The sequence below is a fragment of the uncultured Parasphingorhabdus sp. genome (genome assembly GCF_963975735.1).
Taxonomy (GTDB): domain Bacteria; phylum Pseudomonadota; class Alphaproteobacteria; order Sphingomonadales; family Sphingomonadaceae; genus Parasphingorhabdus.
On sequence record NZ_CAXBIA010000004.1, the window covers coordinates 110,550 to 131,603 of the forward strand.

At 56.6% G+C, this 21,054-nt stretch carries 17 protein-coding genes; 12 read left to right on the forward strand and 5 right to left on the reverse strand.

Going from position 1 to position 21,054, the window contains the following annotated elements:
* Nucleotides 1-52: 52 nt before the first annotated feature.
* From AACZ86_RS07690 to AACZ86_RS07720, 7 genes are all read left to right on the forward strand, one after another.
* Complete coding sequence (locus AACZ86_RS07690; protein ID WP_339691019.1) at nucleotides 53-406, forward strand: helix-turn-helix transcriptional regulator; 354 nt, start codon at nucleotides 53-55, stop codon at nucleotides 404-406.
* Nucleotides 403-1,068: an ImmA/IrrE family metallo-endopeptidase gene (locus AACZ86_RS07695; protein ID WP_339691021.1), complete on the forward strand. Its 666-nt coding sequence runs from the start codon at nucleotides 403-405 to the stop codon at nucleotides 1,066-1,068. Before AACZ86_RS07690 ends, AACZ86_RS07695 begins: the two co-directional genes overlap by 4 nt.
* A 117-nt stretch (nucleotides 1,069-1,185) precedes the next feature.
* Nucleotides 1,186-1,836, forward strand: a complete 651-nt coding sequence (locus AACZ86_RS07700) for a multiubiquitin domain-containing protein (protein WP_339691023.1) — start codon at nucleotides 1,186-1,188, stop codon at nucleotides 1,834-1,836.
* Nucleotides 1,833-2,243: a hypothetical protein gene (locus AACZ86_RS07705; RefSeq protein ID WP_339691025.1), complete on the forward strand. Its 411-nt coding sequence runs from the start codon at nucleotides 1,833-1,835 to the stop codon at nucleotides 2,241-2,243. Before AACZ86_RS07700 ends, AACZ86_RS07705 begins: the two co-directional genes overlap by 4 nt.
* Nucleotides 2,243-2,755 (forward strand): hypothetical protein, encoded by a 513-nt coding sequence (locus AACZ86_RS07710; protein WP_339691028.1) that lies wholly within the window; start codon nucleotides 2,243-2,245, stop codon nucleotides 2,753-2,755. Before AACZ86_RS07705 ends, AACZ86_RS07710 begins: the two co-directional genes overlap by 1 nt.
* Complete coding sequence (locus AACZ86_RS07715) at nucleotides 2,746-3,651, forward strand: ThiF family adenylyltransferase (RefSeq protein WP_339691029.1); 906 nt, start codon at nucleotides 2,746-2,748, stop codon at nucleotides 3,649-3,651. The genes AACZ86_RS07710 and AACZ86_RS07715 overlap by 10 nt, the downstream gene beginning before the upstream one ends.
* Nucleotides 3,652-4,015: 364 nt before the next feature.
* Nucleotides 4,016-4,813 carry a class I SAM-dependent methyltransferase gene (locus tag AACZ86_RS07720; protein ID WP_339691031.1) on the forward strand — a complete coding sequence of 266 codons (798 nt, stop codon included), beginning with the start codon at nucleotides 4,016-4,018 and terminating at the stop codon, nucleotides 4,811-4,813.
* 25 nt (nucleotides 4,814-4,838) lie between these two features.
* On the opposite strand, the gene lepA is transcribed toward AACZ86_RS07720, so the two are convergent.
* Nucleotides 4,839-6,668, reverse strand: coding sequence for a translation elongation factor 4 (gene lepA, locus AACZ86_RS07725; RefSeq protein WP_339691033.1), 1,830 nt, complete (start codon nucleotides 6,666-6,668; stop codon nucleotides 4,839-4,841).
* A gap of 785 nt (nucleotides 6,669-7,453) precedes the next feature.
* Here lepA and AACZ86_RS07730 point away from each other — a divergent pair.
* From AACZ86_RS07730 to AACZ86_RS07740, 3 genes are all read left to right on the forward strand, one after another.
* Nucleotides 7,454-8,233 (forward strand): HNH endonuclease, encoded by a 780-nt coding sequence (locus AACZ86_RS07730; RefSeq protein ID WP_339691034.1) that lies wholly within the window; start codon nucleotides 7,454-7,456, stop codon nucleotides 8,231-8,233.
* A gap of 234 nt (nucleotides 8,234-8,467) precedes the next feature.
* The gene (locus AACZ86_RS07735; RefSeq protein WP_339691036.1) at nucleotides 8,468-8,644 is read left to right on the forward strand and encodes a hypothetical protein; all 177 of its coding nucleotides are present in this window, start codon (nucleotides 8,468-8,470) and stop codon (nucleotides 8,642-8,644) included.
* A gap of 158 nt (nucleotides 8,645-8,802) precedes the next feature.
* The gene (locus AACZ86_RS07740) at nucleotides 8,803-10,197 is read left to right on the forward strand and encodes a porin (RefSeq protein WP_339691039.1); all 1,395 of its coding nucleotides are present in this window, start codon (nucleotides 8,803-8,805) and stop codon (nucleotides 10,195-10,197) included.
* Nucleotides 10,198-10,473: 276 nt separating this feature from the next.
* Here the strand turns inward: AACZ86_RS07740 and AACZ86_RS07745 are convergent, their stop codons facing one another.
* The 4 genes from AACZ86_RS07745 to AACZ86_RS07760 all read right to left on the reverse strand — a co-directional run bounded on the left by AACZ86_RS07745 (nucleotide 10,474) and on the right by AACZ86_RS07760 (nucleotide 16,201).
* Complete coding sequence (locus tag AACZ86_RS07745) at nucleotides 10,474-11,520, reverse strand: substrate-binding domain-containing protein (protein WP_339691041.1); 1,047 nt, start codon at nucleotides 11,518-11,520, stop codon at nucleotides 10,474-10,476.
* 153 nt (nucleotides 11,521-11,673) lie between these two features.
* Nucleotides 11,674-12,297 (reverse strand): GNAT family N-acetyltransferase, encoded by a 624-nt coding sequence (locus AACZ86_RS07750; RefSeq protein WP_339691043.1) that lies wholly within the window; start codon nucleotides 12,295-12,297, stop codon nucleotides 11,674-11,676.
* Nucleotides 12,298-12,318: 21 nt separating this feature from the next.
* Nucleotides 12,319-14,847, reverse strand: coding sequence for a PBP1A family penicillin-binding protein (locus AACZ86_RS07755; RefSeq protein WP_339691044.1), 2,529 nt, complete (start codon nucleotides 14,845-14,847; stop codon nucleotides 12,319-12,321).
* A gap of 109 nt (nucleotides 14,848-14,956) precedes the next feature.
* Nucleotides 14,957-16,201, reverse strand: coding sequence for an N-acetylmuramoyl-L-alanine amidase (locus tag AACZ86_RS07760; RefSeq protein ID WP_339691046.1), 1,245 nt, complete (start codon nucleotides 16,199-16,201; stop codon nucleotides 14,957-14,959).
* A 522-nt stretch (nucleotides 16,202-16,723) separates the two neighbouring features.
* On the opposite strand from AACZ86_RS07760, the gene AACZ86_RS07765 reads away from it, so the two are divergent.
* Both AACZ86_RS07765 and AACZ86_RS07770 read left to right on the forward strand, forming a co-directional pair.
* Nucleotides 16,724-19,474, forward strand: coding sequence for a ribonuclease E/G (locus AACZ86_RS07765; RefSeq protein ID WP_339691049.1), 2,751 nt, complete (start codon nucleotides 16,724-16,726; stop codon nucleotides 19,472-19,474).
* 189 nt (nucleotides 19,475-19,663) lie between these two features.
* Nucleotides 19,664-20,995 (forward strand): M48 family metalloprotease, encoded by a 1,332-nt coding sequence (locus AACZ86_RS07770; protein ID WP_339691170.1) that lies wholly within the window; start codon nucleotides 19,664-19,666, stop codon nucleotides 20,993-20,995.
* Nucleotides 20,996-21,054 lie beyond the last annotated feature (59 nt).

A 21,054-nucleotide genomic window follows, 5' to 3' on the forward strand; every position in this document is an offset into this window, starting at 1 on the left:
CGTATAAATGCGAAATACGCTAATATGCTGATTCGCCGACCACAGGAGATTTATGCCACAGGCCCCCAAAACACTCGGTCAAATGATCGCAGAAAAAAGAAAAGAAATTGGACTTAGTCAGAAAGCACTAGCTGAAAAAATAATAAACGCCGACACTGGCTTACCGATTTCCCCTCAGTATCTGAACGATATTGAGCATGATCGCCGTACCCCAAGCTCCGATCATATGTTGACACAAATCGCAAAAATTTTGAAAATTGAGGAAGACTACGTATTTTTCCTTGCGGATAGAATTCCTGCCAGATTGAAAAAACTGAATCCGGGTGAAGAAGCTGTCCATGAGTTTGTCAATCGTGCGGCTAGTTTGGCCGTCGCTTTTCGTAAACAAGCAAATAACAATCGGTGAGAGACGTTCCGGACAACACTGGACGATTCAAATCGCGACCTCACTACGAGCCCAAAGAATTGGATAGGCTTTTTGAGAAAGTGCTTATTGATTTTTTTAAGGAATCACATGGCTCAATTCCCATTCCGGTCACAACTGATGATATCACCCTATTGATCGAACGTGACACCTCGGATTTTGATCCAGGTTCTGATTTGTCGGAATATGGATTGAACGTCGAAGGGGTAACTGAATTTCCGAAGAATGGGAAGCCAAGAGTACGCATTGCATCTGAACTGGCTTATGATGAAGTTCGCGAGAATCGCTACCGCACAACGCTGACCCACGAGTATGGCCATGTCTGCCTCCACACATACCTGTTTCAAATGATCGACTCCGAAAAAGATCGGAAGCAGGTCTGCAAACGAGACGCAATTGTTGGAGCCTCAGCAGTTGATTGGATTGAATGGCAAGCGGGTTATGCCTGTGGAGCACTGTTGATGCCAGCGAGCAAAGTGCGCCAGCGAGCCACTAACTTTATGACAAATCAGAATCTGGATAGCGATAAACCAATTCGTGGACTCCCGGCCCTTGATCTAATCGAATTGATCAAAAATGATTTCCAAGTTTCAGAAGCGGCTGCCCGTGTTAGGCTCTCAATCTTAGGTTTTCTACCAAACTAAATTTTCTATCGGTTAACCATGCAAGGGATTGACATCAAAGCTTCACCTCTATATCTACGTCAATTAGCTGATCTGCAGGTCCGCAGTTTCACGAATATAGAGGCGGCTATGAATGTCATGAATAATCTCAAGTATAAATTTATTATCAACGACGACGGTTATGAAACTGACGATCCAGTCGTATCCGGGCGACAACTGATGCAAATCGCTGCCTTCGATCCGGCAGATGAGCATATTTTGATTCAAATATTCAAACCAGGTTCTCAGTCGATTGGGTTGGAAGAAAAAGTCGGTCTGCGTGAAAAGGGTAAAGAGAGTTTTCGCGTCTTTAAATCTGATCGCACCTTTTCCTTCACTGTTGACGAGCGTGGCTATGAATGGGGAAAACGCAAAATCTCCGTCGTGGACATCCGTGAAATTGCAGATATCGGTTCAGATCAAGATTTGTTTCTCGAACGTAAAGACGAAGCGGATGAACAGTTGCAGGATGGTGTAGACGTCGATCTTGGCGCTCGTGGTACGGAGCATATTCGTTCCGAGAAGAAGCATCCCAAATATTGTATCAACATCGAAGGTGTAGGGATTATCGATTGGGACCTTCCGACAATCACCGCAGAGCAGATTGCTGAACTTGGTGGCTGGAACATTTCGGAAGGTGTGGTCGAAGTCGATGAAGACAATAACGAACGCACTTTGGTTCCTGGCGAAGTCATTGAGCTCAAGCCGGGCATTGGATTCTGTAAGAAGCATCGTTGGAAGCGCGGATGATGCGCTCGAGACTAGACGCCGAGCTTGAAATCTTAAACCAATCCTACATCGGAGTGATCCATATTGATCGCCAAGGTGAGGATTGGTTTCTGATTCCCGACTATCAGTTTCCCGAAGGCTGGGAAATTGGTGGGAAGGATATTGGGATGGCCCAAATCGCGTTTATGTTAGCCGCCAACTACCCCCAAGGCCAACCATATGCTTTTCTTGCACCCAACGGACTAACATTCAATGGTAATCCGCCAAACAACACTGCCGAGGCTTCACCACCTTTTGATGGAAAATGGTTGCAGTTTTCTTGGTCGCCGGAAGACGGAGACTGGAAACCATTGCCTGATGTCAGCAAGGGATCAAACTTAAAGACATGGGCAGATAGCTTTCGAAAACGTTTAGCGGAGGGCGTGTGATGGTTCAATTGACATTACCGGCTGGCAAATTCGAAGATATTTATGCCTCCCTTCTCCCATCTGATGCGCTGGTCGAGCAAGCTGGCATTCTGTACGTCAAACCGAGACAGATTGGCTGTAACGCAGAATTCGTTTTCCATGAGTATGAACAATTGTCGGGAAATGAATTTTCTCAGCAACAAGACGATTATATCGAACTTAGCGCCAGTGCGAGGGCAAGAATAATCAAAAAGGCTCATGACCTCGAATGCTGTTTGGTTGAGATTCATACTCATCCAGGAAACTGGCCAGCACAATTTTCCTACGCCGACAAATGCGGCTTGGAAGAAACAGTGCCCAACATTTTCTGGCGACTTAAGAACCGACCTTATCTGGCCTTGGTGCTTGCCAACACAGGATTTGACGCTTTGGTTTGGTTGAAAGATCCGATGAGGCCTATTGGATTGAAGAAGCTGGTATCCGGTGACCGGACATACATTCCGACAAACAGGACAATAAAATCATGGATATGATGGAACTTGAGCTGCGACATGATCGCAATGCTCGTCTTTTCGGCGCAACCGGACAAAAGCGACTGTATCAGCAGTCTGTCGTTTTGGCCGGCACCGGAGGTCTTGGAAGTGCTGTGGCTCAGCATCTGGCTCTATTGGGTATCAAGAAAATCGTACCGATCGACGACGAGGGATTGAGTGAAACAAATCGCAATCGGTTCGTCGGCGCGCACCACTCTGATCCTGCGCCCGGAACAAGAAAAGTCTCCATCATCGAACGACTAGTGAAGGATATCGATCCCTCAATTGCTGTTGATCCCGTATTCGACAACTTTGTTTCTCCTGCCGGATTTAACGCAATTAGGACGGCGAGTTGGGTTTTTGGTTGCTTTGATGAGGATGGCCCTAGGTCGATACTCAATGATTTATGTGTTGCCTACAATGTACCCCTGATTGATCTGGCGTCGGACGTCCCCGAGGAAGGCATCTATGGCGGACGAGTAACTGTGGTAGCAGCTGGACTTGGCTGCCTGCATTGTCGCGAAATTTTGGACGAAGATGATATTAGACGATTTCTGACCACAGACGAGCAACTGGAGGTGGAGGATAAAGTCTATGGGATAGAAAATAAACATCTTGAAAAAAAGGGACCGGCTGTTTCACCTATAAATGGCGTCATTGCTTCCTTGGCAACAATGGAATTTATGTCAGCGGTCACTGGCTTACGAGACCCTACACCAAACATCTCTTATCTTGGGCATCAATCAAAGGTAACTGTAAATCACGACAAACCCAATCCGGACTGCTTGATTTGTGCTTCCCGTGACACTGGAGCCATTGCTGGAATTGAGAGGTATCTCGAAATTCCTCACATTAGAAATCGTCGCATAAGGAAATTCGCGGAAGATCCGGAATAAGCCAGATCAAAGTCATACTTTGGTCTGAACCCCTCACCCTCCAAAAACCCCTTTCCTACACACGGTCAAATCATTACCCTCCCGCCTCTAAACGAGGCAAAAATGATGAACACTCCTTCTCCCAAACCGAACAACGATCCCCGAAACGCCGACTGCAGAGCCGCTCGAACCGCTGCTCGCGTTTTTTACAAAAGAACCTTATTTCCCAAGTACTTTCCGAACACCAGCGGACACAAAATTTTTTCTTCTATAACAGTGTAAAACTTGTAAAGTTCGGGTCTGGCCCATGTCCATGCCCCGCCAGGCCGGTCGGGTCGCCTAACAGGGATTGAACAGATCTGCGCCCTCGCCTAGTCTCTTTTCCATGAAAGCCAGTGCCGTGAAAATATTGTCCTTGCCGTCCGGTCCTCTTGTTGCGGCGCTGGGCGCGCTGGCGCTGCTTGCCGCGCCGCTGGCGGGCTGCAAGAAGATCGAGGACCCGGACGCCAGCCGCGCCGAAACCGCGCGCGCCTATCCGCCGGCTTCGCGGCCGGTGTCGGAGCTGGCCGGCAACCAATGGTCGACCGAGACCGCGCGCGACAATCGGGGCGAGGCCGAGGAGATCATGACGGCAGCGGGGCTCGAGCAAGGCATGACGGTTGCCGATATCGGGGCGGGCGAAGGCTATTATACCGTGCGGCTGGCCGAGAAGGTCGGCGCGGCGGGGCGGGTGCTGGCGCAGGATATTGACGAGGAGGCGATTTCGCGGCTGGGCGAGCGGGTCAGCCGGGAGAGTCTCGACAATGTCTCGATCAAGCTCGGCGCGCCGGATGATCCGCGGCTGCCAGAGAATAGTTTCGACCGGATCTTTCTGGTCCACATGTATCACGAAGTCCGCGAGCCCTACGCCTTTCTCTCGCGCCTGCGTCCCGCTCTGCTTCAGAAGACCAAGGCGCACGGCGCCGGCGAAGTGATCGTGGTCGACGTCAACCGCGACTTTGCCCAGCATGGTATCCCGCCCAAGCAGCTGTTCTGCGAGTTCGAGGCGGTCGGTTACGAGCTGGTCGGCTTCATGGAGCGGCCCGAGCTGGGCGGCTATTTCGCGCGCTTCCGGGCCAGGGGTCCGGCGATCGAACCGGACCAGATCAGGCCCTGCCCCTATCAGCGGGACGGCGGTTCATGAGCGGCAGCGCTGACCGGCGTAACGGCTAGCCCTCGTCGCCCATTTTCAGCGCGGCGATAAACGCCTCCTGCGGGATGCTGACATTGCCATATTCGCGCATCTTCGCCTTGCCCTTCTTCTGCTTGTCGAGCAGCTTCTTCTTGCGGCTGATATCGCCGCCATAGCATTTGGCGGTCACATCCTTGCGCATCGCCGAGATGGTCTCGCGGGCGATTACCTTGCCGCCGATCGCGGCCTGGATCGGGATCTTGAACAGATGGCGCGGGATCAGGTCCTTGAGCCGCTCGCACATGTGACGGCCGCGGAATTCGGCGGCGTCGCGGTGGACGATCATGCTCAGCGCATCAACCGGATCGCCATTGACCATGATGTTCATCTTGACCAGCTGGCCGGTGCGCAGGCCGATCTGGTGATAGTCGAAACTGGCATAGCCGCGCGAAATGCTCTTCAGCCGGTCGTAAAAGTCGAACACCACTTCGTTGAGCGGCAGTTCGTAGACCACCTGCGCCCGGTCGCCGACATAGGTCAGATTCTTCTGCACCCCGCGCCGGTCCTGGCAGAGTTTCAATATGCCGCCGAGATATTCGTCGGGGCAATAGATGGTCGCCTCGATCCACGGCTCCTCGATCTCGCGGATCTTGACCACGTCGGGCATATCCGCCGGGTTGTGCAGGAACTGCTCGCTGCCGTCGTTCATCTGGATCCGGTAGACCACCGACGGCGCCGTGGTGATCAGGTCGAGATCATATTCCCGCGTCAGCCGTTCCTGGACGATCTCCAAGTGCAGCAGCCCCAGAAAACCGCAGCGGAAGCCCTGCCCCAACGCCGCGCTGGTCTCCATCTCGAAGGTGAAGCTCGCATCGTTGAGCCGCAGCTTGCCGATGCTCTCGCGCAATTTCTCGAAATCCGCCGCGTCGACCGGGAACAGGCCGCAGAAGACCACCGACTGCACTTCCTTGAAGCCCGGCAAAGCCTCGGGCGCAGGGTTCTTCACCGTGGTGATCGTGTCGCCGACGGCGGTCTGGCTGACTTCCTTGATCTGCGCCGTGATAAAGCCGATTTCGCCCGCCGCCAGTTCCGGCAGCTGCTCGATCTTTGGCCGCATGCAGCCGACCCGGTCGACCAGATGCTCGGTGCCCTGGGCCATGAACTTGATCTTCAGCCCCTTGGTCAGCACCCCGTCGATCACCCGCACCAGGATGACCACGCCGAGATAGGGATCATACCAGCTGTCGACCAGCATCGCCTTCAGCGGCTTGTCGCGGTCGCCGCCCGGTGGCGGGATTTTCGCGACAATCTGCTCCAATATATCCTCGATGCCGATGCCCGACTTGGCGCTCGCCAGCACCGCGTCGGATGCATCGATCCCGATAATTTCCTCGATCTCGTGCCGCACCCGCTCCGGTTCGGCGGCGGGCAGATCGATCTTGTTGAGCACCGGAATAATCTCGTGATCATGCTCGATCGACTGATAGACATTGGCCAGAGTCTGCGCCTCGACCCCCTGCGCCGCGTCGACCACCAGCAAAGCGCCCTCGCAAGCCGCCAGGCTCCGCGACACTTCATAGGCAAAGTCGACATGGCCCGGCGTGTCCATCAGGCTGAGCTCGTAATCCTCGCCATTTTTCGCCGTGTAATGCAGCCGCACCGTCTGCGCCTTGATCGTGATCCCGCGCTCGCGCTCGATATCCATATTGTCGAGCACCTGCTCGCTCATCTCGCGCGCTGTCAGCCCCCCGGTCTGCTGGATCAGCCGGTCGGCGAGAGTCGATTTGCCATGATCGATATGGGCGATAATGGAAAAATTGCGGATATGGGACTGTTTATAGGCCCGGGGAGAGGTTGGTTCGGTCATGGCCAGCCGTTAGCAGGGGCGCAGAGCAATGTCAGCAGGAAACGTCCGCCCCGCACCCCACAGATCGGGCCGCGATTTTCTGCGGCGGCGACAATCGAACTTTACACACTTTACACGGTTATGAATTTGAAAAGGTCCGGGGTTTTTCGGGCCTGATTTCGGCAGCATTTCAGGGCTGACATCCGTCGATTCGTTCAGGTTCCGCGCCGCGCAGGTGAACAAGTAGAGAAAGGGCAAGCCGATGACAGCCCGGGAGGTGCCGTTTCCCCTTCCGCCGCAATGTTGGAACAGGATTTAACTTTCAAAGAGCCATTTTGAATATGCCATAAGGCCGGATGTGTAGGAAAGCATTTTACCCCCCATTTTCCTCCCCGTCGCGCAGCGGTGGGGAGGTGGCAGCCGCCGGAGCTTTAGTGAAGGCAGATAACGGAGGCGCGCGAGCCGCGAAGGGGCGCTAAACGGACTTCACATTCCTCCTTGCCGCGCAGCGGCGGGGAGGTGGCATCCGCAGTAGCCTTGGCGAAGGCGGATGACGGAGGGGCAGCCGCGGCAACAACAGCCCTTCGAGGATCGGCATGATCCCCGAGACCAGCGCCAAGCCCAATCGGCCCCTCCACCATCCTGCGGATGGTCCCCCTCCCCACCGCTGCGCGGCAGGGAGGATGATCAGTCGAGCGAAAGATCGATTTCCTTCATGGTGTGTTCACCGAGAAACCATCGCTTCCCCTCTCAAGTGCTATGCAATTGAGGCGTAGATTTGTTACATTAAATGCATATAGTGAAGCATGGCAAAAAAATGGACAGAAGAGGAAACCTTACTCGCTTTGAGTTTGTATCTTCAGACGCCATTTGGAAAAATTCACAGCAGTAATCCTGATATTCTTGCACTAGCGCACGCCCTTGATAGGACGCCTGCTTCCGTCGGGATGAAAATGCTAAATCTCGCTGGATTAAATCCAAAGATATTGTCCAGCGGTCGAGTTGGACTTCAAAACTATTCCAAACTTGATGAATCTGTTTGGACGCGTTTTAGCTCAGACTGGTTCATCTTGGCAGAGCAGACAGAAAAAATTAGCCTGCTCATCCAGAAACACGAGTCTACATCCGCTTTGCGAGAGCCAAAACAAGATTTTAAATTGCGCGATCCTAACGCGAATACGACTGCACAAGCTTTTGTAGAACAACGGCGCGGCCAAGATTTTTTCCGTAAGGCCGTTATGGCAAATTATCAGGACCGATGTTGTATTAGCGGCATTGCCGAACCAAGGCTTTTGGTCGCTAGCCATATAATTCCGTGGAAGGATGATATCGCTAATCGCCTTAATCCTGAGAACGGACTGGCGCTATCCGCCACATTGGACAAAGCGTTCGACAAAGGATTGCTGACGATAAATCGGAACTTAGAAGTCAAAATTTCGAAAGTACTATTGAAACATTCCAATGCTGAAACCCGTGGATATTTTGAACCCTATCACGAACGGAGAATGGCGGAACCAGATCGATTCAATCCAAAACCTGAGTTTATCGATTGGCATAACGATTTCTTCGAAAAGCAGGCGGCGTAGAAATGTATCAAATTCGTATAAGAGAAATTGGTGACCACATGGTCGTTCTCCGAAAGTCGTTGGAAACTGAGGATGACAAGGTGGCGTCTCGTTGCCATTCCGAATTTTGGAATGATCACTGTACCCACACCGATAGATTCCGATCATCACTCCTCAAAAAGGCGAAACAGGATAAACGTTGGAGATTGAAAGAAGTAATTAATTGGTAAAATAATTCACCAGAAAGCCCACCCCATGCGCACCCGCCTCGCCGTCTGCCGCAAGAAAAAGCGCTTTGCCAGCGAGGCGGACGCTATCGCGGCGGCGCAGAGCGCGACCATCGACCTTCGCCCCTATCTTTGTGATCGCTGCTTTCAATATCATCTGACCGGCCGGACCAAGGGCAAGCGCCGTCTGCCTGCTGCCGGTTGAGCTGTGCGGCTTCACCCTTGCCCGGCGACAACGCCGTCCCTCGGCCCCTCCCCACCCGCGCTCTGTCACAAACGTGAAATAAATATGCCATGAAAGGGAAACGCTGCGGTCATAGATCGCTCACTATCATGCAATGTAAAAGCAACGGACAGGCGATTATGAAAAACCATATGCTCAAGACAATAGGCCTGCTGGCCGGGACCGCAGCGATCGGGCTCTATCCCGCGTCCGCGATGGCGCAGTCGATCAGCAGCGAACAGGCAGCGGCGCTGCTGAGCAAGCTGAACCAGCTCGAGCGGGAAGTCGCCGACCTGAAGGCGCAGCTTGGCAATGTGCAGCAGACGCAGCAGGCCTCGACCAGCGCGATTTCCGCGACGGAGGCAAAGATCGCCGCGACCGAGGAAAAGCTGGAACAGCAGAAGCCGGTCAAGATCGCCTTCAAGGGCGCGCCCGAGATCAAGGGCGAGGACGGCTGGAGCTTCAAGCCGCGCGGCCGCATGCTCTATGACTTCGGCACGGTCAACGCGCCCGACAGCATCGTCGACGACGGACTCGGTTTTGCCAATGAAGCGCGGCGGATCCGGCTGGGCGCCTCGGGATCGATCCCGGGCGGTTTCGGCTACAAGCTGGAAGCGGATTTTGCCGGTAACGAGATTGACCTGACCGATGCCTTTTTCACTTATGAAGACGGCGGGCTGACGGTGACGGCGGGCCAGCACAACAATTTCCAGGGGCTGGAAGAATTGTCGAGCAGCAACGACACCAGCTTTATCGAGCGCGCCGCTTATACCGATGCTTTCGGCTTTGAACGGCGGGTCGGGCTTTCGGCGCAATATGGCGTGTCGGACCTGTTGTTTCAGGCCGGTGTGTTCACCGCCAATATTGGTGACCTGAACAATGACGAGAACAACAGCGTCGGTTTCGATCTGCGCGCCGTGGCGATGCCGAAATTCGGCGATGTCCAGACCCATTTCGGGGCGTCTTATCATTATCGCGATCTGGGCGACACGGTCAGCTCGCGCCGCTATCGCCAGCGCCCTGCGGTCCATTTCACCGACACGCGCTTCATCGACACCGGCAATATCGCTGACGCAGAGTCAGAGACCAGCTACGGGCTCGAGGCGGCGGTCATTTCCGGGCGTTTCCACGCGGCGGCAGAGGGCCACTGGCTCAATCTGAACCGCAGCGGCGCACTCGCCGATCCGACCTTCTTCGGTGGTTCGGTCGAGGCAGGTTTCTTCCTGACCGACGACACGCGCGGCTACAAGGAAGGCGTGTTCAAGGGGGTCAAGGTGTCCAACCCCGTCGGCAAGGGCGGCCTCGGCGCTTGGCAGGTCAATGCGCGCTATGACCGGCTCGATCTGGTTGATGCCGGTTTTGTTGGCGGCACACAGGACGCCTATCAGGCCTCGCTGATCTGGACCCCGGTCGACTATGTCCGCTTCCTGCTGAGCTATTCCAAGCTCGACTATAGCAATGCGGCGATCCTGGCGGCGGGCGACGGCGACTATTCGGTCGACAGTGTCGCCGGACGTTTCCAGATAAGCTTCTGATCCTCCTCGCCGCCTGCAGCAATGCTGCGGGCGGGCGGTGGCTGATAATATAAGGGCGGTGATGGTCTGCGGGTTTCCCCGCTGGCCTCACCGCCCTTTTTTGACGCCTGCTTGTTACGGCAGGGTGATCAATCCCCCATCCAACACGGTCTCTCTGTCCAAGACCCACCCGCACGAAAAAGGGGGCCGTTGTTGCCAACAGCCCCCCGCAGGATCGTCCTCACCAAATGTCTAGTTCAGGCGGCGACCCCTTTTTCTTCAAACGCTGGTTAGCGCCTATTTCAGCACGTCTTTTTTAAGCAACGGCAGATTTTTGGTCGCTTCCATCATGGCAACTTGGGTTGCATCAGGCGAAGCGATCAGGCCGGCCTTGACCAGATAGCCGTCGCGGGTTCCCGCCTTGACGAATTCGGTGATAAATTCCTGGATACCCGGGATCACGCCGACATGCTGCTTCTTCACATAGATATAGAGCGGGCGGGCGCCGGGATATTGGCCGGAGGCGATCGCGTCATAAGCGGGTTCGACGCCGGAGATGGCAATCCCGCGCACGGTATCGAGATTTTCCTCGAGGAAGCTGTAGCCGAAGATACCGACCGCTTTCGGGTTGGACTTCAGCTTCTGGACGATCAGATTGTCATTTTCGCCCGCGTCGAGATAGGGACCGTCGGAACGGATATCATGACAGATGGATTCATATGCATCCTTGTCGCTTTCCTTCAGCGCCTTGGTCGCAGCATCGGTCTTGCAGCCAACTTCCATGATCAGCTCGGTCAGCGCATCGCGCGTTCCCGATGTCGAAGGCGGACCGTAGACGCTGATCGCGATAGACGGCAGCGACGCGTCTATATCCGACCAGTTCTTGCTCGTATTTTCCTTGCCGAACGGCTTGGCTGCAATGGCCTTGTAAATCTGTTCGGGGGTCAGCGTGAAGCTCGGCCCTTCCTTCGATTGCGCGATAGCGATTCCGTCGATGCCGATGTTGATTTCGACGATGTCGGTGACACCATTGGTCTGGCACAGTTCAAATTCGGATGCCTTCATCCGGCGCGATGCGTTTTCGATATCGGGCGTGTCCGCGCCAACGCCGGAGCAGAACAGGCTCATGCCCGCGCCGGTACCGGTCGATTCCAGAACCGGAGCCTTGAAGCTGTTCGAGTTGACGAAATTTTCCGATACCGCCTTGGCGAACGGGAATACGGTGGAGGAGCCGACAATCCGGATCTGGTCGCGGCTGCCGCCACCGCCAGCGCCGCCAGCCTGATTTTCACAGCCCGCCAATGTCAGCGAAGCCAGAGCGATTAATGCAATCTTGTTTTTCATCGATAATTCCTTTGCCCGAGGTTGATTTCGCAATGGATATGCCTGCGCAACCTTTCGACTAAGCGATTTAGCGCTGCTCAATGACCGTTGAATTACAGATATATTTCACAATTGTGGCAGCCGCCCACGCACTGGCGGGACGCGGCCCGGAAACTAGCGCGGAAGCCGCTGCATCGCCTCCAGCGGCGGGCTATCGGGTCTCGCGTGAAAGAGCTCGACCCGCTCGAAACCGAGACTGGCGTAGAAGCGCCGGTTCGCCGGATTGCTATTCTCCAGATAGGCTGTGGTGCCGCTGCGGTCGCAGGCTTGCAGCACCGGTTCGACCAGACGCCGGCCCAGCCCCCTGCCCCGTCCGGCGCCGGCGACGCCGACGGTGAACAGATAGGCATGCGGTTCTGTGATATGATGCTTGGCCATGGCGTCACCCGCGGCCTTGCCGCGCTGCAACGCGCCAAGACCGCCGCTGGCGAACAGTCCCCAATAGGTCTGCAACGTGCCGCCCAGCGTCGCGTCGGCCTTGTCACCGGGCATCAGCCACATCGCCGCCGCGCGGCCTTCACCGTCTTCATTGAGTATCTGGCAAAAGCCGTTGGGCGTGTAGATATGGCGCGCGAGATTGGCAAAGGTCCGCTGCATCGGATCAAAGCCTCCAAACAGCCAGCTGTTGAACGGATCGTCACGAAAGGCGTCCGCGGTGATGGCAGCCAGCGCCGGAACACTCTCGCGGCCAACGGTTTCAATGCCTTGCGCGGGCTCGATGTCCGATGCTTTCAGCACCAGCGCCGAGACCCGCTGGCGTTAATAGATGCCGCCTTCGGCCTGCAGGAATTCATCATCATTTTGCGCCGGACCGCGATTGCGATTGGCTTCTGCAGCGCGCGCCTGCGCGGCTGCGCGCTCAGCGATCAGTTGCGCCTTGCGGGCTTCCAGACGGGCCAGAAGCTCGTCCTTGCGGATCGAGCGACGCGGTTCGGTTTCGGGTTTGAAGACGTCCCAGATAACCGCGGATTTCGGGTCATCGGTCGGCCATCCGCCGTAGACCCGCTTGCCGGTCTTGCGGTCGACACGGACCATGCGCACGCCCTTGGGCGCAACGAACGGCGTTTTTGGCATGCCCGCCATCGCTTTCTCGGCAAAGCGGCGGAAAATCGGTGCAGCCAGCGTGCCGCCCTGGGCATAGCCACCCATGTTGCGTGGCTGGTCAAAGCCCAGATAGACACCGGCGACCATGTCGGGCGAACCGCCTACGAACCAGACATTGGTCGGGCCGCTGGTCGTGCCGGTCTTGCCGAACAACGGTCGCTCGAGACTTTTCAGATTTTGCGCGGTACCGCGCGTGATCACGCCCTGCATGATGTCGATCATCTGATAGGCCGTCATCGGGTCCATCAGCTGTTTTCCGGCGGGACGCGGGCGCGGCATCGGTTGTCCGTCCCAGTCGCGCATATTGCAATTTTCGCAGGACCGCTTGTCGGCGCGGAAAATCACCTTGCCGTGGCGATCCTGGACAAAGTCGATAACCGTCGGCTGCAGCTCTCGGCCATGATTGGCAAGCATCGAATAAGCGTTGGTCAGCTTCATCACCGTCGTATCGCCGGCGCCGAGAGCAAAGGCCAGATACGGTTTATAGTCGCCGATCCCCATCGTCTTGATCGTCTTCACGACATTTTCCATACCGGCATCATTGGCCGCGCGTACCGTCATCAGGTTGCGCGACTGTTCGACTCCCCAGCGCAGGGTCTGCTCGCCCGCACCGCGTGAATTGCCGAAATTCTGGAAACATTTGCGACCAAGTGCCGCCGATTGGTAAACACAGAACGGCTCGTCGGCGATCAGGGTCGCCGGGGTCATGCCCTGATCCAGCGCGGTCGCGTAAACAAACGGCTTGATCGTCGAGCCCGGCTGGCGCTCGGCCTGCGTCGCGCGGTTGAACGAACTCATCCGGTCGTCAAAACCGCCCTGCATCGCCCAAACCCTGCCATTGCGTGGATTCTGCACCACCATACCACCGGAAACTTCGGGGACATTTTCAAGCCTGAAATTGCTTCCGCCCAAGGGGCTGACGGCGATAATGTCGCCGGCCTTGAGCGCGCCGGGCACCGAATTGATCCGGCCCGTTGTGCCGTCGCTGAAGCCTATTTCGGCACCACCGCCGGTGGTCCGGATCGCGACAGCAATCTGCCAGTTTTCATAATCGGTGTTGATAAACGTCGAATTCAGCCGCTGGGCCCATTGCTCGTCAATCTCGATCTTGTTGATCGGACCGCTCCACCCCTTGCCGCTGCTGTAACGCAGCAATCCGCTGCGCAGCGCGTCCTTAGTATATTCCTGCAATTCCGGATTGAGCGACGTGCGCACCCATAGGCCACCCGAATAGACGCTATAGGGTCCCGCTTTCTCGTTATCGCCAAATTTTTCGATCAGCTGGCGACGGACTTCCTCGATAAAATAGCCGCCCACCCGTTCGAAACGGGGACCGGAACGGGAAATGGTGCCGAGTGGCTGGGCGACGGCATTTTCATATTGAGTGGATGTAATCCAGCCATTGTCGCGCATTCCGCCCAATACCCAGTTGCGCCGACCGATCGCCCGCTGTTCGTGCGCTTCGGGGCGATAATTGGACGGACCTTTGGGCAGAATCGCCAGATAGGCGATTTCGTGCAGCGCCAGCGCGTCGACATCCTTGCCGAAATAGGCCTGCGCGGCAGCCTGTACGCCATAAGCATTGCGACCGAGGAATATCTGGTTGAGATAAAGTTCGAGGATCTCCTCCTTGGTCAGCACATCCTCGATCCGGTAGGCCAGGATCGCTTCGCGCACTTTCCGGCGATAGGAAACTTCACTGGTCAGGAGAAGGTTTTTCGCCACCTGCTGGGTGATCGTGGAGGCCCCGATCGGCCGTCCGCTGTTGGTGATATTGCTCAGGATCGCCGTGGCGATGCCCGGATAGTCCAGTCCGCCATGTTCGAAAAAGGTGCGGTCTTCAGCAGCCAGATAGGCGCGCACCAGAAGCGCCGGATATTCCGAGAATTCCAGCTGCACCCGCCGTTCACGCGCATAGCTGTGCACCGGTTCGCCATCATAGGCGCGGACCATTGTCGGCAAGGGAGGCTCATAGGTTTGCAGCGCCCTCGCATCGGGCAAATCGCGGGCGAAGATGACCCAGATCAGGAGCCAGCCCAGAACGCACAAGCCGAGAAAAGCTACAAGCAACCGGAACCATTTCTTTTGCCAGAAATTTTCGAGCCGTTCGAAAAAGCTGCCGGTGCTTCGTTCCAGCTTGTAAGCGAGGCTTTCTTCAGCCGTATCTGACGCATCTTTTACCATAGGCTGCGCTATCTAAACCGCCTCGCGCGCATTTTCCAGCGATTATCTTTGAAAAACGCGCACCGCATCACGACGGCGCGACCGGACGGATTTAGACCGACGGAATTATCTAGCGCATCGCCAGTTTACGGGCGAAATGCGACTCGATTGCGCTCCCGACACCGTTGGCAACTTTGGTCCGGCCTTCCCGGGAATTCAGGAAGGCAACATCATCCTTGTTGGTCAGATAGCCGGTCTCGAACAGCACCGACGGCGTGTCGGGTGCCTTGAGCACGACGAAAGACGCATAGCGGTGCGGTATTTTGCGGAAACTCATTTGGCGACTGCTTTCACGGTGCAGCAATTTGGCAAAATCCGCAGAGATGTTCATGGTCTCGCGCTGCGTCAGATCGATCAGGATCGACGAAACGTCCTGCGTCGCACCGCCGAGATTGATGCCATTGATGATATTGGCCCGGTTCTCGCGTGCCGCCAGCTTGGCTGCTTCCCGATCAGAGGCGACTTCGGACAATGTATAGACGGTCGCACCCGATGCCTCTTCGTTTCCGGCTGCGTCGGCATGGATCGACATGAACAGGTCAGCATCGAGCCGTCGTGCTATGCCATAACGTTCCTCGAGCACCAGAAACTCGTCGCTGTCCCGGGTCAGCGCGACCCGAACCCGGCCACCGGCAACCAACCGGTCGCGGATCGCCCGTGCAATTGCGAGCGTGACATTCTTCTCGCGCGCAGATCCGTGGGGAGAGATCGCCCCCGGGTCATGACCGCCATGTCCGGCATCGATGACCACGAGCGGCCTGCTCGGATCATTGGGTCCGTATATTTTCGGCAGACTGACGGAATCGCGCGGCTTGCCCAAAGGCACCTTCACACTGTAGCTTTTTTTCGGCGGCTCGGCGCGGAAAGCCAGCGGCGGCAAAAACGACTTTTTACCAAGGGATATCTGGTTCTGGCCGACCGCTTGCAAGCTCAAGTTCAGGCTTTTGCCATCTTGCGAAAAACTGCCATCGGTGATGACCGCAGGCCGGTCCAGATCAAAAACTATCCGTGCGGTATTAGGATTATACTGTCCCTGCCGTACAGATTTGACAATACCGGACGCATAACCGCCCTGTCCGGCCGTGCCCCCGCGAATATCGATCGCGATACGGTCCGGACCGAGCAAGGAGAAGGTCGAGACGCCTTCTACCAGGTCATCAAAGGAAACGGTAATTTGTGAACCGCGTGCTTCGATCCGGCTCACCGAACCCGCCTGGGCCGGTTGGGTCATCAGCAATGCGGATATAAGGATGGAAGCCAGCGCCATGGCCCGCTTATGCCCCGCAACAGCCTTTTTGGTCCAGTCAAATTTCATCGGTTCCGGGTTCCTGCCTAATTCACAACTTAAAAACTGAGTGAAGAAGCCATTAAGCAAGGTTTCGTAAGGCGCCGTAAAATGACACGGTTAACGGGCCGTTAGCCATGAATTGGCGTGACGCTCTATTTCCGAAGATGTTTCGGGATAGTAACAGTATATGTTGCCGATCAGCGCGAGCGGTGCTAGCAGACTAATCGAACCATTAAGGAATATTCCTGAATCGGTTCGTCTAAATGCCGAAAATCATTCGGCATCTACCAGGTTGACGCAACATGAGGCATGACATTTCCGGCTCTGAAGCTATCCGTATCGGACGCGCTTCTACAGACGGAACGACTTTGGCTACCGGCCAGGGCCATGCAGTTGTTGCAGACGCAATTTTATCTGAAATATTTCAAATCAACCGGATGACGCCGCCCGCCCCTCATCAAAGGACCGCGCGCGAACACCCGTCATCCCTATCATATCGCATGGCCCAAACGGGCTCCGGCCCTCTGTGCCATGCCAGGAGACTATCGAATGACAACGCGCATGCTAATCGACGCGCGCCACCAGGAAGAAACCCGGGTGGCGGTCGTAAAAGGGAACAAAATTGAAGAGTTCGATTTTGAATCTTCCGAACATAAACAGCTTAAAGGCAATATCTATCTAGCGAAAGTAACCCGGGTCGAACCGTCGTTGCAGGCTGCCTTTGTTGACTATGGTGGCAACCGCCACGGATTTCTCGCCTTTTCCGAAATCCACCCAGACTATTACCAGATTCCGAGAGAGGATCGCGAAGCACTTCTCGCCGAGGAAGCCGAACATGCGGCCGAAGAAGCCGCCCTGCGCGCCCAGGAAGAGGAAGAAGATGATTCGCCCGCCGATATGGTGCGCAGCGAAGCCACTGAAGAACTCGACACCGCTTTGGTCGAAGTCGATCAGGATGAAAGCATCGACACGATCGATGTGACCGAAGGCGAAATCCCGCAGGAAAATAACGACGAAGATGATGACGATGACGAGGATGATGAATCAGAGGGCGATTCGTCTGATGAAAATAGCGATGGCAAAGGCAAGAGCGGAGGCCGTCGCGGACGCGGTGGCCGCAACACGCGCGGTCGCGGCAAAGGCAGCATGCCGAAAGCCAGCGACCAGGCCCGCCAGAAGCGTATGGCCCTGCGCAAACGCTACAAGATCCAGGACGTTATCCAGCGCCGGCAGGTTGTTCTCGTTCAGGTCGTCAAGGAAGAACGCGGCAACAAGGGCGCTGCGCTCACCACCTATCTCAGTCTGGCGGGCCGCTATTGCGTGCTCATGCCGAACACCTCGCACGGTGGCGGAATCAGCCGCAAGATCAACAATGCTGGTGATCGCAAACGGTTGAAATCGATCATTTCCGATCTGAAGCTGCCGACCAGCATGGGCTGTATCGTCCGCACCGCCGGACTTTCCCGCACCAAGCCGGAAATCAAGCGCGACTTTGACTATCTCGCCCGTCTCTGGGACGAAATCCGCGAAAAGACGCTGAGCGCAACGGCTCCCAGCCTGATCCACAGCGACAGCGACCTCGTCAAACGCGCGATCCGCGACATTTACAATCGCGAGATCGAGGAAGTGCTGGTCGAAGGTGCAAGCGGCTATACGGCGGCGAAGAATTTCATGAAGCTGCTGATGCCAAGCCACAGCAAGCGGGTGAAGAGCTACGCCGATCCTGTCTCTTTGTTCCAGCGCTATGGCGTCGAGGATCAACTGTCCGCGATGTATTCGCCGGAAGTGCAGCTGAAATCCGGTGGCTATCTCGTCATCAACCCGACCGAAGCTCTGGTGTCGATCGACATCAACTCCGGGCGCTCGACCCGTGAACACGGAATTGAAGCGACCGCGGTCAAGACCAATATGGAAGCAGCCGCCGAAATCGCTCGCCAGTTGCGACTGCGCGACATGGCCGGCCTTGTGGTCATCGATTTCATCGACATGGACCGCAGCGGCAACGTTCGCAAAGTCGAACGGGCGATGCGCGATGCGCTGAAGAATGACCGGGCCCGTATCCAGGTCGGACGGATTTCAAGCTTTGGCCTGATGGAAATGAGCCGTCAGCGCCTGCGCACCGGCGTGCTCGAAGCCTCGACCAAGGTCTGCCCGCATTGCGAAGGCACCGGACTGGTACGGACGGCATCGTCCTCTGCCCTGTCCGCGCTCCGTCTGCTCGAGGAAGAAGCAGCCAAGGGCAAAGCCAGCATGATCAGCCTGCGCACCAGCCAGGAAGCGTGCATTTACGTCCTGAACAGCAAGCGTCACGAAATCGAGGATATCGAGCAACGCTACGGTGTCTCGATCGAAATCGTGCCCGACGGGGAAACCGAAGGCGCACGGATGGAAATCCAGACCTCCGGCAGCCCGCCAAAGAATATGCCCAAGTTCGAGCCCATCATCGATGATGACGATGATGATGATCAGGTCGAAGAGGCGGAAATCGCTGAAACCGAAGAACGGGAAACACGCGGAGAACGGTCCGAACGTGGTGACCGGAACGACGGCGAAGAACGTCCGAAGCGCAAACGGCGTCGGCGCGGCAGACGCAACCGCGGTGGTGATCGTCCTGAATCCGGAAATTCGGAGAATGGCGGCGAGAATAACTCCGGCAACAATGCGGATAACAACAGCGAAACTGCTGCGCAGCCGAACGCGAACGATACGGACGCTGGCGAACAGGCAGAGAAGCCGAAACCCCGCTCACGTCGCAACAATGCCCGCAAAGCGGATGCTGCACCTGTTGCCACATCCGAAAACGGCGGCGACGGCGAGCAACCGCAGGCAGAAGCCAAGCCACGCAGCAGGCGCCGTTCCGCCAAAAGCGATGCCCCTGCTGAACAGCCGGCGGTAAGCGCGCAACCCGACGCCGAAGCGGCTGAAGAAAAGCCGAAGCGCCGCCGCGCACCGCGTAAAGCCAAGCCGGCAGCGGCAGCACCTGCGGCTGAGGCCACCACTGGCGGAAGTGCCGAAGCAGCTGCTGACGCAACCGCCGAGAAAAAGCCGGCGGCAAAACGGGCGCCACGAGCCCGCGCCAAAAAGGCGGATAGCGCCGAAGCGTCTGACAAAGCCGCTCCGGAAGCTGCAAAGGAAAAAGCGCCGGCCAAACCGCGCAAATCCAGAGCGGCAGCCAAGCCCAAAGACGACACGCCCGCCAAGCCGAAAGACGAGGCGGTAGCCAAAACCTCCGACAGCGACGCGACAACGTCGAGCGATGGATCATCCCGGCAGGGCTGGTGGCAGCGCACGTTCGGATAAGTGAAAGATTATCGCCCCCGTCCCGAAACCGGACGGGGGCGATGCTATTTTCATCCGCGGTTCAGGCGCAGGGTGTCAGGAGAGAAAGTTCCAACCGGACTTTCATGCTGAGGACTTAACATGCGCAACAAGCTTGCTGTTTCACGCCCCCGCACCCGTCGGCCCGTCTTCGGCGGCCTGACCCGATTCATGATCGCATTTCTGGCGATGATCTCGATCATCGTGCAACCGGTTGCCGCCCAGTCGATCCTGCGCGACGCCGAAACCGAAGCGCTGTTTACCGACATGGTCTCGCCACTGGTGGCTGTATCGGAACTGGACGCCAACGAGGTTGAAGTCGTCCTGATCAACGACAACCAGGTCAACGCCTTCGTCGCTGGCGGTCAGCGGATATATTTCTATTCCGGTCTCATCGAAACAGCGGACAGCGCCAATGAAGTGCAAGGCGTCATGGCCCACGAACTGGGTCACATCACCGGCGGCCATATCATCCGGTTCAACGAAGGCGTAAAAACCGCCACCGGCATCACCATCCTCAGCCTGGTCTTGGGCGCCGCAGCGATTGCGGCCGGAGCCGGTGACGCCGGCATGGGCATATTGGCCGCGGGCCAGCAGGCCGCCATGGGCAAGTTTCTGGCCTTTAGCCGGGTGCAGGAACGGTCCGCCGATTCCGCCGGCGCCCGCTATCTGTCCGAAGCGGGTATCTCCGGAAGAGGCTCGATCGATTTTTTCAAAAAGCTGCAAAATTATGAATTCCGCCTCGGCATCCCGCAGGAGGACAGCTATGGCCGCACCCATCCGCTCTCCGGGGAACGGGTCAGCCTGCTAAGGGACGTGTACCAGAAAGACCCCGCCTGGGACAAACCGTCCGATCCCGCGATCGAAGCCCGGTTCCGGCGGGTCAAGGCCAAGCTGCTCGGCTTTACCGCCGATCCGGTGGTCACCTTGCGCGAATATCCCGAAAGCGACCAGACCGTCCCCGCCCGCTATGCCCGCGCCTATGCCTGGCACAAGAGCGCCTATCCGGACCGGGCGCTTTACGAAGTCAACAATCTGCTCCAGTCCGATCCGGACGACCCCTATTTTCTCGAGCTGCAGGGCCAGATCCTGCTCGAGTCCGGCAAACCGGACGAAGCGCTGAAATCGCTGCGCCGAGCGGTGCAGCTAACCAATAACCAGCCACTGATCGCGAGCCTCTTTGGTCACGCGCTGATAGCCACCGAAGATCCGCAATATTTTGACGAGGCGACGCAAGTGCTGAAGGCCGCCGTCAACAAGGATAATCGCAATCCTTTTGCCTGGTATCAGCTGGGCGTGGTCTACTCGCAACAGGGCGATATGCCCCGGGCGCAGCTGGCCACCGCAGAAAGCTCGTTGCTCGGCGGCAATTATGCCAGCGCCATCCGCAGTTCGCAAATCGCCATGGCCGGCATAAAGGAAAATACGCCGGACTGGATCCGTGCGCAGGATATTTCATTCATCGCCAAGGCCGAATTCGAAAAAACCAGCAAACGGCGCTAGGGCACGCTCCTCCCCCGCAGACCCCCATTTGGGCTGGACAAGCCGTGCAGCCATGGCCA

Bases quoted from the DNA above. Each gene is read 5' to 3' on its own strand.
- AACZ86_RS07690 (WP_339691019.1), top strand. From the start codon at position 53: ATGCCACAGGCCCCCAAAACACTCGGTCAAATGATCGCAGAAAAAAGA.
- AACZ86_RS07700 (WP_339691023.1), top strand. From the start codon at position 1,186: ATGAATAATCTCAAGTATAAATTTATTATCAACGACGACGGTTATGAA.
- AACZ86_RS07705 (WP_339691025.1), top strand. From the start codon at position 1,833: ATGATGCGCTCGAGACTAGACGCCGAGCTTGAAATCTTAAACCAATCC.
- AACZ86_RS07710 (WP_339691028.1), top strand. From the start codon at position 2,243: ATGGTTCAATTGACATTACCGGCTGGCAAATTCGAAGATATTTATGCC.
- AACZ86_RS07715 (WP_339691029.1), top strand. From the start codon at position 2,746: ATGGATATGATGGAACTTGAGCTGCGACATGATCGCAATGCTCGTCTT.
- AACZ86_RS07720 (WP_339691031.1), top strand. From the start codon at position 4,016: ATGAAAGCCAGTGCCGTGAAAATATTGTCCTTGCCGTCCGGTCCTCTT.
- lepA (WP_339691033.1), bottom strand. From the start codon at position 6,668: ATGACCGAACCAACCTCTCCCCGGGCCTATAAACAGTCCCATATCCGC.
- AACZ86_RS07730 (WP_339691034.1), top strand. From the start codon at position 7,454: ATGGCAAAAAAATGGACAGAAGAGGAAACCTTACTCGCTTTGAGTTTG.
- AACZ86_RS07735 (WP_339691036.1), top strand. From the start codon at position 8,468: ATGCGCACCCGCCTCGCCGTCTGCCGCAAGAAAAAGCGCTTTGCCAGC.
- AACZ86_RS07740 (WP_339691039.1), top strand. From the start codon at position 8,803: ATGAAAAACCATATGCTCAAGACAATAGGCCTGCTGGCCGGGACCGCA.
- AACZ86_RS07745 (WP_339691041.1), bottom strand. From the start codon at position 11,520: ATGAAAAACAAGATTGCATTAATCGCTCTGGCTTCGCTGACATTGGCG.
- AACZ86_RS07755 (WP_339691044.1), bottom strand. From the start codon at position 14,847: ATGGTAAAAGATGCGTCAGATACGGCTGAAGAAAGCCTCGCTTACAAG.
- AACZ86_RS07760 (WP_339691046.1), bottom strand. From the start codon at position 16,201: ATGAAATTTGACTGGACCAAAAAGGCTGTTGCGGGGCATAAGCGGGCC.
- AACZ86_RS07765 (WP_339691049.1), top strand. From the start codon at position 16,724: ATGACAACGCGCATGCTAATCGACGCGCGCCACCAGGAAGAAACCCGG.
- AACZ86_RS07770 (WP_339691170.1), top strand. From the start codon at position 19,664: ATGATCGCATTTCTGGCGATGATCTCGATCATCGTGCAACCGGTTGCC.